Origin of the sequence: Haladaptatus sp. SPP-AMP-3 (assembly GCF_049568665.1) — an archaeon.
GTDB lineage: Archaea > Halobacteriota > Halobacteria > Halobacteriales > Haladaptataceae > Haladaptatus > Haladaptatus paucihalophilus.
The window spans coordinates 1,610,941-1,622,293 of sequence record NZ_CP145897.1 but is presented as its reverse complement, the minus strand read 5'-3'; the positions used below and the strand labels follow the sequence as shown (position 1 = coordinate 1,622,293).

Annotated in this window: 10 protein-coding genes; 5 read left to right on the top strand and 5 right to left on the bottom strand. The window is 64.7% G+C overall.

The annotated features are described in order from the left end of the window. Positions 1 to 35: 35 nt before the first annotated feature. Positions 36 to 563 (bottom strand): metallophosphoesterase family protein, encoded by a 528-nt coding sequence (locus V5735_RS09090; protein WP_423743234.1) that lies wholly within the window; start codon positions 561 to 563, stop codon positions 36 to 38. An 84-nt stretch (positions 564 to 647) separates the two neighbouring features. Here V5735_RS09090 and V5735_RS09085 point away from each other — a divergent pair, with 84 nt between their 5' ends. From V5735_RS09085 to V5735_RS09075, 3 genes are all read left to right on the top strand, one after another. Further along, the gene (locus V5735_RS09085) at positions 648 to 1,778 is read left to right on the top strand and encodes a PQQ-binding-like beta-propeller repeat protein (RefSeq protein WP_423743233.1); all 1,131 of its coding nucleotides are present in this window, start codon (positions 648 to 650) and stop codon (positions 1,776 to 1,778) included. Positions 1,779 to 1,847: 69 nt separating this feature from the next. Further along, positions 1,848 to 3,098, top strand: a complete 1,251-nt coding sequence (locus V5735_RS09080; RefSeq protein WP_423743232.1) for an NUDIX domain-containing protein — start codon at positions 1,848 to 1,850, stop codon at positions 3,096 to 3,098. 2 nt (positions 3,099 to 3,100) lie between these two features. After that, complete coding sequence (locus V5735_RS09075) at positions 3,101 to 3,313, top strand: hypothetical protein (protein ID WP_423743231.1); 213 nt, start codon at positions 3,101 to 3,103, stop codon at positions 3,311 to 3,313. 182 nt (positions 3,314 to 3,495) lie between these two features. Here V5735_RS09075 and V5735_RS09070 read toward each other — a convergent pair whose 3' ends face one another. Beyond that, positions 3,496 to 4,068, bottom strand: a complete 573-nt coding sequence (locus tag V5735_RS09070) for a hypothetical protein (RefSeq protein WP_423743230.1) — start codon at positions 4,066 to 4,068, stop codon at positions 3,496 to 3,498. A 113-nt stretch (positions 4,069 to 4,181) separates the two neighbouring features. On the opposite strand from V5735_RS09070, the gene ddh reads away from it, so the two are divergent. Together ddh and V5735_RS09060 are read left to right on the top strand one after the other, a co-directional pair. Continuing rightward, complete coding sequence (gene ddh / locus V5735_RS09065) at positions 4,182 to 5,114, top strand: D-2-hydroxyacid dehydrogenase (RefSeq protein WP_423743229.1); 933 nt, start codon at positions 4,182 to 4,184, stop codon at positions 5,112 to 5,114. Positions 5,115 to 5,336: 222 nt separating this feature from the next. Next, positions 5,337 to 6,728, top strand: coding sequence for an FAD-binding oxidoreductase (locus V5735_RS09060; RefSeq protein ID WP_423743228.1), 1,392 nt, complete (start codon positions 5,337 to 5,339; stop codon positions 6,726 to 6,728). 54 nt (positions 6,729 to 6,782) lie between these two features. Here the strand turns inward: V5735_RS09060 and V5735_RS09055 are convergent, their stop codons facing one another. The 3 genes from V5735_RS09055 to V5735_RS09045 form a co-directional block, all read right to left on the bottom strand. After that, complete coding sequence (locus tag V5735_RS09055; protein WP_423743227.1) at positions 6,783 to 8,039, bottom strand: M20 family metallopeptidase; 1,257 nt, start codon at positions 8,037 to 8,039, stop codon at positions 6,783 to 6,785. Then, a complete protein-coding gene (locus V5735_RS09050) occupies positions 8,032 to 9,591 on the bottom strand; it encodes an APC family permease (protein WP_423743226.1) in 1,560 nt (519 codons plus the stop codon). Before V5735_RS09050 ends, V5735_RS09055 begins: the two co-directional genes overlap by 8 nt. Before the next feature lie 527 nt (positions 9,592 to 10,118). Beyond that, positions 10,119 to 11,312 (bottom strand): redox-regulated ATPase YchF, encoded by a 1,194-nt coding sequence (locus V5735_RS09045; RefSeq protein ID WP_423743225.1) that lies wholly within the window; start codon positions 11,310 to 11,312, stop codon positions 10,119 to 10,121. Positions 11,313 to 11,353: the final 41 nt, after the last annotated feature.

Genomic DNA, 11,353 nt, shown 5'->3' with positions numbered 1-11,353 from the left:
GCCGATAAAAACCCGCCCGGAAGGTGCAAAACGGGTCAGCTTTCGTGCTTCTGGACGTCCATCTCGCCGTCCTCGACGGTTACGACGAACATCGTTGCCATCTCCGCCGGGGCCGCCCCCGTCGCGCTCCCCGGATTCAATAGGCGGACGCCATCGGCCGTCTCGTCCATCGGTCGGTGCGTGTGGCCGCTGATGCCGATGACGGATGCGTCCGTCGCTCGCTTCGCCGAGGTTTCTTCCGCGACCGTCTCGCGGACGATTCGAACGACCCGCTCCCTGTATCCGCGTTTCGGACCCGTTCCGTGCGTGACGACGAAGGTGACGCCGCCGACTTCGAGGGTCGCCACGTCGGGTAGGCGAAGCGATTTCGGGTCGGTGTTTCCGCCGACGGCGGTGTAGTTCCCGTCCGTCAACTCGTGAACCGACGCCAGCGCGTCCGCCGAATCGAAATCCCCGGCGTGAATCGTGTGGTCCGCCCGCATGATTCGTGTTCGAACCCAATCGGGAATTCGGTTCGCGCGTGACGGGATGTGCGTGTCGCTGATGACGGCGACCCGGAGCATGGTCGTCGTTTCGTCGCCCGAGTAGAAAAACGTTTGAGCGCGATGCGTCGGAACGTTTTAGTCTTCGCTGATGGTTTTCAGACTATGGTCGGTCGTTCGTCTCGACGCGACTTTCTGCGTATTTCCGGCCTCGGCCTGTCGGTAATCGGTAGCGGCTGTAGCGCCCTCCAAGCGCAGTCTCCCCGTCGAGACCCGCGCTGGTCGGTCGAATTCGACGGGACCCCGGCACGAGCGACGACTCTCTCCGACGGTGGCCTCGTCATCGCAACGACGTTCACGCCCGACGGCGAACTCGGTCACCTTCGATTCTCCGGCGAGTACCAACGACTCGCCGAACTGATACAGGTCAAGACGCCCCCGGTCGTTTACGACCACCGCGCCCTCGTCGAATCCGAGGGCATCGTCCGCGCCGTCGCGCTCGACGGCAGTTCCCAAACGCGGCTTCGAACCGGATACTTGGCGCTCGGCCACTACGCTCCGGTCGTTTCCGGGTCGTCCCTGTTCGGCGTCGGTTACAGCGACGAGTTCGGCAAATACGTCGTCTTCGCGCTCGATTTGGCCGCCGAACGGATTCGCTGGCTCCGCCCGTTCGGTACCGTTCGGGCGTCCATCGCCGCCGACGGCGAGCGCGTCTTCGCCGCGTCGCCGTCCGGGGTCGTCCGCGCCTACCACGCGGACGACGGGGCGACGCTCTGGCGGTGCGAGATCGGGAAGGGGGCACGGTTGACACACCGCGGGGATTCAGTTCTCGTCGCTACTCGGGGCGGGATGACCGCCCTCGACGCCACGGACGGCTCGATACGCTGGCAGACCGAGAGCAGTTGGATCGCGTCCGTGGATACCGTTCCCGCGGTGACCGACTCGACCGTCTACGCCGTGCTGTCGCTCTACTCGAACCATCGCCGAACCGTGTTCGAGACCGAGACGTACCTTATCGCCTTCCACCTCGATACCGGCGTAGAGCGCTGGCGAACGCGCGTCAACTACGGGACCCCCCTCACCGTGACCGAGGACGGCATCGTCGCCGAGACCATGGAGAAAGTCGAGACGGACCGCGGGAACCGCGAGTTTCGAAAGAACCTCTCCGTCTTCGCCACCGGTGGCAAACGGCTGACGAAGTACGACCTACCCGACCGCGCCACGATGCGTCCCGTTCTCCTCGACGACGCGGTCGTCGCAGGATACGGGAAGACCGTCGCCGCGTACGACCGCTGAATCGGCGGCCCATTCGACGCCGCTCCTCTCGCCCGAGGGTTCAACTGCCACTGGCCCGTCTCCCTTCGCATGGACGAAACCCACGTCGTCACCTGCTTTCTGCGCAACCGCGGTGCGGTGTTGCTCCTCCGGAGAAGCGATGACGTCGGGTCCTATTCGGGGCAGTGGGGCGGGGTCGCCGGACACGCGGAGGGCGACCCGGACGCGCTCGCCCGCGAGGAAATCGAGGAGGAAACCGGATTGCTCTCCGCCTGCACGTTCGTCCGCGCCGGGGACACCTTCGACGTGGACGACGACTCGCTCGACAAGCGCTGGGTCGTTCACCCGTACCTGTTCGACTGTACGAGTCGGGACGTGACCGCGGATTGGGAGACGACCGAGACGGCGTGGGTTCCCCCGACCGAAATCCTCCGGCGCGAGACGGTACCGGACCTCTGGACCTCCTACGACCGCATCGCGCCGACGGTCCAGTCCGTCGCGGAGGACGCCGAACACGGGTCCGCGTACGTCTCCGTCCGGGCGCTCGACGTCCTCCGCGACCGGGCCGGAGTGCGCGCCGTCCGCGGCGGCGACTGGGACGAACTAACTCGACTCGCGGCGGACCTCCTCGACGCCCGGCCGAGCATGGCCGCGCTGGCGAACCGCGTGCACCGCGTCGTGGCCGACGCGAGCGACCGACGAACCCCCGAGGCGGTCGAACGCGCCGCAACCGAGGGAATCGAACGTGCCTATCGCGTGGACGAGGAGGCGACGAGCAACGCCCGCGAGCGAATCGCGGACGAAGCCGTCCTCACGCTTTCCCGCTCCGGGACGGTCCTGGACGCGCTTCGCGCCGCCGACCGCGCGTTCGTCGCCGAATCCCGTCCCGCCCGCGAAGGCGTCGGCGTCGCGGAGTCGCTGGCCGAGGGAACTGACGTGACGCTTCACACCGACGCCGCGATAGCGCACGTGCTGGCGACGGAGGATGTGGACCGCGTCGTCGTCGGAGCCGATTCCGTCCTCCCGAACGGCGACGTGGTGAACAAGACCGGCACCCGCGGGGCGGCGCTCGCGGCGGCCCACGAGGACGTGCCGGTGTCCGTCGCCACCGCCACCGACAAGGTTCGAACCGAGGACGACCTCGTGTTGGAAGACGGCCCGTCGGACGCGGTGTACGACGGCGGCGCGGACCTCTCGGTCCTGAATCCCACGTTCGACGTGACGCCCGCGGCGTTCGTCTCGGGTTACGTCACCGAGCGCGGCGTCCTCCGTCGGAATGACATCGAGGAGGTGGCTTCGGAATTGAAAGAACTATCACGATGGATGAAAGATACTCCGTGACGATGGATTGGTCCAAATCCGCGCTCTCCGAGTCGAAAGGATTTCTCGTCCAAAAAATCGACCGCCTCCTCGCGGTGGTCGGCGTCGGGACCCTCGCGTTCGTGCTCTACCTCGTCGCCAACGCGAATTCGCTTCGAGGGAGGCTGTTCAACGTGGCGCTCGCAGGGTACGTCGTCGTCTTCTATTTCGCGTACTGGCGGACGGTTTCGGACTGACGAACGGCGGTATTTCGAACCCGCGAACGGCGGCGGTCGGCCGTCCCAACGCGCAAGAGTCAAACCGCTCTGGCGGGTACTCCCGCTCGGGCGGCGGTGACGAAAGTTACCCCCTCCGAGCCCCTTGTGACGAGGATTTTCCCCGAGCCGCCCTTTCGATACGCCCCGAGAGGCGTCTCTTCCTACACGCTTTCGAGTACCGCGACGGCGACCGCGCCAGCGGTGAGCGGCGTCCGCGGAACCGCACCCGGACGGTCGATGCGTACGTCGTAGACGGTCCGCGGCGAGAGTCGCCCCGAAATCGTCCCGACGTGCTCGCCGTTCGGCGCCGTGACGGCGAACGTGCGCGGAAACGGCGAGAAAACGTCCACGACGGTGTTCAGCGCGCCAGCGATGCCCCGGCGGGAGGACAACTCGGCGATGCGTTCCCCGTCCGGTCGGTCGATGGTCCAGTGGTGGCGGCGAAAGTCCAACTCCCGCGAGAGGACGAGTTCGGGCTCGTTCGTCTCCGATTCCACGAGCGTGTACTCCCCCTCGACGTCGAACGTCTGGCCCGAATCGACGCGGAAGACGGCGTTTCCCTCGGCGTCCTGAAACGGAAACGTGGCCCGCCCCTCCGCGACCTTGCGTTCGGTGGTGAGCAGCGTGTTCCCGTCCGGGTCGGTCACCCGAAACTCCTCGCGAAGGAGGTGTTTCTTGACAGTACATTCGCGTCCCTCGAACGACCATCCGCCGATGTCGCCGCGTCCCGTCATTGCGGCCGTCTTCGAAACGAACCGACAGTAAACTACCGATGCCGCGTGGCGGTTGGCCGGTACCGGCTTCCCCCTTCCGAAGATTCATTCCGACGCCGTTGGTACCCTTCCGCATGCAGATTTCCCACCTCGGAATTCACGAGTCGGTCGAAGCCGTCTTCCCGCCCGAACAGTTGCGCGAGGAACTCTCCGCGCTCGACCCGTCGGTCGCGGTGGTCGGCGACCGCGACGCGCTCGCGGACTGCGACGCGCTCGTCACATTCGCCTATCGAGAGTCCTTCCTCGACGCCGACCTCGAATGGATACACTCGATTCAGGCGGGGTACGACCGCTTTCCGCTTTCCGAGCTCGAAGAAGCGGGTATCATCCTGACGAACAGCACGGGGATTCACGGCACGAGCGTCGGCGAAACCGTGTTGGGAACCATGCTCGAAATCGCCCGTCGCCTCCACGCTTTCGCCCGTCAGCAAGCCCCCCACGAGTGGAACCGTCCGGACTGGGACGAACCGTTCACGCTCCAGCACGAGCCGATATGCGTGGTCGGCCTCGGCACCCTCGGGCAGGGAATCGCCAAGCGCGCCGACGCCATCGGCATGCACGTTACGGGCGTTCGCCGGTCCGCCGAGTCGGTACCGCACGTTCGGACGGTGTACGCGAACGACGACCTCCACGAAGCCATCTCCGACGCGCGGTTCGTCGCGCTGGCGACTCCCCTCACCGACGAGACGGAGGGACTGATGGGCGAAGCGGAGTTCGACGCCATGCGCGACGACGCCTACTTCATCAACGTGGCCCGCGGCGACTGTGCCGACCAAGACGCCTTGGTCGCGGCGTTGCGAGACGGCGACATCGCGGGTGCCGCCCTCGACGTGTTCGAGGAGGAACCGCTCCCCGAGGACTCACCGCTGTGGGACATGGACGACGTTATCGTCACGCCCCACGCCGCCGCGGCGGAGGTCGATTACTACCGCCACATCGCGGAACTCGTCCGGGAGAACACGCTGCACATCGACGCCGACGAGGAACTCACCAATCGAGTCGTGTAGGCGGGCCGTCTCCAGTTGGGATTTCCGGCTAGTCGCCGACCGAGCCATGCGACGTTTATCGAAGTTCGTTCGAATGCGATGTGGATTCTGTGAATATAGCCGCCATCGTTTGACAGTTGATAACATCTAACGTTGTGGGTGAAGTAGGAGAACTAGCGCTCGCTGTGATGGTGGTTCGGACGCGAACAGTGTCGGGATGGGCGTGACGGAGGTGGGGACACAATGGCAACGACAGCGAAAGACGCTGACGAAACGACCATCGAACGATTTCGGGAGGGTCTTCGAGGGACGGTGATTCGGCCGGACGACCCGGAGTTCGACGACGCGCGCACGATTTACAACGCGATGATAGACAAACGTCCCGGACTCATCGTTCGGTGTACCAACGTCGCGGACGTGATGGCGGCCGTGAAGTTTGCTCGCGAGCACGACTTCGACACCGCCATCCGGAGTGGGGGGCACAGCGGTCCCGGTCTGGGACTGGTGGACGACGGTCTGGTCATCGACCTGTCGGGCATGACGGGTATCCATGTTGACCCGGACGCGAAAACCGTACGAGTCGAACCCGGGTGCACGTGGGGTGATGTGGATTACACAACCCACGCGTTCGGCCTCGCAACCGTGAGCGGCGTCATCTCGACGACCGGCGTCAGCGGTCTCACCCTCGGCGGCGGACACGGCTATCTGACCCGGAAATACGGTCTGACCATCGACAACCTGCTGAGCGCGGACGTCGTGCTCGCGGATGGACGCTTGGTTCGCGCGAGCGAGGACGTGAACGAGGACCTGTTCTGGGCGCTTCGGGGCGGCGGCGGCAACTTCGGCGTGGTCGTCTCGTTCGAATACGAGTTGCACCCGGTGGACACGGTGGTCGGGGGGCCGCTGTTCTGGCCGATATCGGAACTCGAAACGACGATGCGCTGGTACCGCGAGTGGCTACCGCAAGCTCCGGAGGACGTGTACGCGTTCTATCTGATCGCCGAGGTGCCGGGCGAACCATTCCCGGAAGAACTCCACGGTGAGAACGTGTGCGGGCTGATGTGGTGCTGTCTGGGGTCGGAAGCCGAAACCGACGCGGCGCTCCAGTCGGCCCGCGACGTCGCCGAACCGTTATTCGAGCACGTCGAGTCGATGCCCTATCCGGCGGTCCAAGGCATGTTCGACGGCCTCTACCCGCCGGGCGACCAGTGGTACTGGAAGGGAGATTACGTGCGCGAGTTGACCGACGACGCCATCGCCGTCCACGAACGGTTCGCGGAGGTGCCGACCCCGAAATCGACGATGCACCTCTATCCCATCGACGGGGCGGTCCACGACGTCGCACCGGACGAGACCGCCTGGAGCGTTCGTGACGCGAACTGGTCGATGGTTATCGTGGGCGTCGATGCCGACCCGGCGAACGACGAGAAAATCACCAAGTGGGCCCGCGACTACTGGCATGCGCTCCACCCGCATACGGTCGGTGGCTCGTACATCAACTTCATGATGGAGGAAGGAAAGAATCGGATACAAGCCAGTTACGGCGACAACTACGAACGGTTGCGTGCGGTCAAGGCGAAGTACGACCCCGACAACTTCTTCCACGTGAACCAGAACATCGAACCGGCGAACTGAGGGCAGGGAAACCGTTTCCCTCGCGATACGTTTCTACTCCGATTCGACGAAACGCTACTCCGACCCGACGAACCGCATCGCGCCCTCGGCCACGATTCGCGCCGTCTCGACCACTTCGTCGGTGTAGACGAACTCGCCCGCGCCGTGGATGTTCTCGCCGTCCGGCCCGACGATGACGGTCGGGAGGTCCGCTCGGTCGCCGAGGTAGTTGAAGTCGCCGACGCTGGCGAAGTAGCCGAACTCCGGTTCGACGCCCGCGACGGATTCCGTCGCGCCGACGAGCGACGTCACGAGGTCGTGGTCCTCCGGCGTGACGTAGGGACCGTACTTGATGCCGGGGTCCGGCGACTCGCGGAAGCCGATTTCCACCTCGCTCTCGATGTCGAGGTCCGCGATTGCCGCCTCGGCCTGCTCGCGCACGATTTCTTCCGTTTCGCCGAGGACGACGTGGCGGTCGACCATGAGTTGAGCGCGTTCGGGAACCGAGAGCGTCTGGCTACCGCCCTCCAGTAGGAGCGGACAGACCGATCCGTCGCCGAGTTTCGGGTGGCTTCCCACGTCGAGGTTCGAGAGCGCGTCGGCGACCTTCCCCGCGTCCACGACGGCGTTGGTTCCCTTGTGCGGTTGCGAACCGTGGGCCGCGTGGCCCTTCACTTCGATGTCGTAGAGGAAGCGCCCGCGAGCGCCGAGGAGGAGCGCGGGATTTTCGATGTCCTCCTGTGCGAGAATCGGGCCGGGTTCGGTGACGATGGCGGCGTCGTAGTCGTCGGTGTAGCCGTCGCGGATGAGACGGTCGGTGCCGAGTCCGTACGGTCCCTCCTCGTCCACCACCGCGGAGAGAACGACGTCGCCCGCGAGGTCAACGTCCGATTTCGCCAGCGCTTCGAAGGCGACCATGACCGCGGCGAGGCCGCCCTTCATGTCACAGGCACCCTGTCCGTACAGTTTGCCGTCCTCGATGCGCCCCGAGCAGGGGTCTTCCTCCCAATCCTCGACCAACAGCACGGTGTCCATGTGCGCGTTGAGCAGGAGCGTGGGCGCGTCCGGGTCGCTCCCCTCCAGTCGTGCGAGCACGTTGTCGCCCTCGTACTCCGTGATTTTCGGCTCGCTGACGTGGTGGTACTCGGGGACGAGGTCGCGCGAATCCAGCCAGTCGTACACGAACTCGCTCAGTTCGTGCTCTTCGAAGTACGGCGAGGGAATCTGCACCATCTCCTGAAGGAGCGAGATGGTCGCGTCCGGGTCGATTCGCGCGAGTTCCGCGGACTCAGCGGGTTCAGCGGATTCAGCTGATTCAGCGGGTTCAGTCATCCGAGGTCACATCCCCGATGGTCGGGTCGTGGTCGTCGCTCGCCACGCCCGGGAGCGTGTTGAGAATCGCGCCGACGTCGGTCCCGCGCTGGTTTCCGAGCCGCCAGTAGACGGCGAAGATGCCGAGTCCCACGACCATCCACGGGAGGTAGATGCGGAGCGTGGGTGCGGCCTCGAACGCGGTCCAGTACGCGTTCACCACCGTCGCGCGGAACGCGCTCACGAGCGGAACGGTTCCGGCCAACGGCGCGGCGAAGAAGTCGCCTAACGCACCTGGAAGTCCGGTGATGAAGTCACCGAACGCGCCCGGCAGTCCGCCGAAGTTTGCGGCCTTCGTCAGCAGACCGACCGCACCGAGGGTCGCCACGACACCCGTGACGGGGGTGAGCCAGCCGTAGTCGAAGCCCGCCTGCTCCACGAGGTCGGGACGCGACGCCCGGACGTACAGCAGGGTCAGCGAGACGGTGGCGTACGCGATGAGGTAGCTGAACGTGGCGATGACGATGGCCTCGTCGAGGCCGTCGCTCCAGAACGTCAGCGCGGCGGCGACGACGTACAGCGTGGCGAGCGAGTAGTGCGGCGTGCCGAACCGCTGGCTCACCGCGGAGAACTGTTTCGGGAACACCTCGTCCCACGACCACGAGTAGGGCATCTTGATGCCCGCGGCCATCACCGCGTGGACGCTGGAGGCCGTTGCGAGCAGGCCGCCGAACGCGACGACCGCGGTGGCGCTCCCGCCGAGGAACGATTCGGCGGCCGTCGCAAGCGGCCGCTCGGAGTTCGCCAGCACGGTGTAGTCGCCGACGACGCCGTAGATGACGGCGGCCGTCCAGACGTAGAGGACGACGAGGAGGAGCGTCCCGCCGACCATCGCCAGCGGGAGGTTCTTGGACGGGTTCTTCACTTCGGCGCCCATCTGCCCCGCGACTGCGATGCCGATGTAGGCGTAGAACAGCGGGACGGCGGCTTGGATGAACCCGCTCCGGCCGCCGGTGAAGAACGGCTGGTAGTTCTCGGGGTTCACGTGGAACGACCCCGGAATGACGAGGACGAGGATGGCAAGCATCAACACCGCCATGATGGCGTTCTGCGAGAGGCTGTACTCCTTCGTGCCGACGAGGTTCACGAGAAAGAGGACGGTGAGGAGCGCGAACCCGGCGATTGTCGGGTCGATACTGGGGTAGAACACTTGGAGATAGCTGCCGAAGCCGAGCGCGAGCACGGCGTCGGCGGCCATGTACCCTAACCACTTCGACCACGTGACGATGAAGCCGGGAAGTCGACTGTCGAACGTCCGGGAGATGTAGGCGTACGACCCGGCGGCGGCCGGGAAGATGGTCGCCATCCAACTGTAGTTCACCGCGATGGCCATCGCCAGCAGGCCGGAGAGGACCACCACGAGGATGACGCTCGGTCCGGTCGTAGAACTCGCCGTGCCGAGCGTGACGAACAACCCGGCACCGAGCGTCCCCGCGACGACGGTGCTCATCGCCCCGAACAGGCCCATGTCCCGCGAAAGGCTATTGCTGTCTTTGCCGTGTGATGATGACATATGATGACATACACCTATGTCCCCGCTTAGTCCCCGTCCCTAGCATGTGCGGTGTGAAGACTAGAAAGTGGGTGAGAATAGTGATTTTCTGTGGATTGATCCGAGGTTCGCACTTCCAGAACGATTGCAGTCGCTAGGGAACACGAAGCCCTCGTTCGCTCGCAAGGAGGTGGTGTTGGTTTGTCTATGACTGCAACGACAGACGTCACTGAAACCCCAACCGCACCGCGACGGCCACACCCTCCCCAACCGATTCCTTCGCATTCGCTCAGTCATCCCTCGCGTGATAACCAAGCAGGCTCTCGGCCATCGCGGCCGAGAGCCTGCTGGCGCACGCGCCACGGCGGTTAGTCAGTAGCGCTCATCCCGATTTTCCGAACGGCTGCGAGCGTGGCGGGGGCTTTCGAGGGTTGTTTCTCAATCGCTGCAATCACGGTGAACTCATAATCACGGCTAAGCAAGCGTACCGAATCACGAAATTCGGGGGAAGAATATAGGAGAGAAAAATCAACCAGCAGAGTCCGTCGTTACTGACTCGTCGAAACGATTTCCACGACGGAGCGGTGGTCCAACTCGGAACTCGAACCGATTTGGCGCTTGCTCCGGCAGTCGATACCGTGGAGGAACCCATCTCCGATATCGGAGTGCAGGTGGTACGCGAAGTCCTCGGCCGTCGAACCGCCGGGGAGGAGGAAGCAGTCGCGGAAGACGCCCTTCTCGCTGGCGCTGCCGTTGGCCGACCCGGGGAAGACGGCGATGAGGTCGAGTTCGTCGAACAGCGCGGCTTCGAGGGCGCGCTGGACGCCCGTCCCGTCGAACTCGTTGGTGAACTCCCGAATCTGGGCGAGGCCCTGTTCCTGTTCCTCGCTCACGTCGCCCGTGATTTCGAAATCCGAATCTCCGGCGTCGTAGTCGATGACACCCTGTTCGGCGGCGTTCTTGAGCGCCTTCTCGGCGTGGGCGCTGGCGGGGATGACGGTCAGGTGTTCGTACTCGGGGTCCGCGGTTATCTCTTCGTAGTTCGCCTGCGCCGCGGAGGTGTCCATCTTGTTCGCCGCGATGACCATCGGTTTGGTGCGCTTGCGAATCTCGCGGGCGAGTTCCTGGCGGTCCTCGTCCTCCCACGTCTCGGGGTCGAGGTCGAGGCCGAGCGAGAGGATGACCTGCTTTATCTCGTCCTTGTTCGTCTTGAACGCCGACATCTGTTCCGCGAGATCCTCCTCGACGTGTTTCTCCTCACCGGCGTAGCCCGAGCGGAAGCGCTCGATGCCCTTTTCGAGGATTTCGAGGTACCACATGTCGAGTTCGTTTTCGAGGAAGTCGATGTCGTCGCGAGGGTCGTGGCCCTCGGTGGGTTCGCCCTCGATGTCGGTCTTGCCGGAGAAGTCCACGACGTGGACCAACACGTCGGCCTCGTTCAGGTCCGTGAGAAACTGGTTGCCGAGGCCCTTGCCCTCGTGTGCGCCGGGAATGAGTCCGGCCACGTCAACGAGTTTCGTCGGGACGTAGCGCGTCCCCTCCTCACAGAAACCGACGCTGGGCGTGCAAGACTCGTCGAATTCGGGAGCGGCGCACTCGACGCGGGCGTAGGCTTCGCCGATAGACGGGTCGATCGTCGTGAAGGGGTAGGAACCCTCCGGCACGTCGTTCATCGTCGCGGCGTTGAAGAAGGTCGATTTCCCCACGGAGGGTTTCCCGACCAAGCCGATTTTGTAACTCATTAGGCCGGAGTGGGTGATTGGTGGCTAAAGGGGTTTTCAAA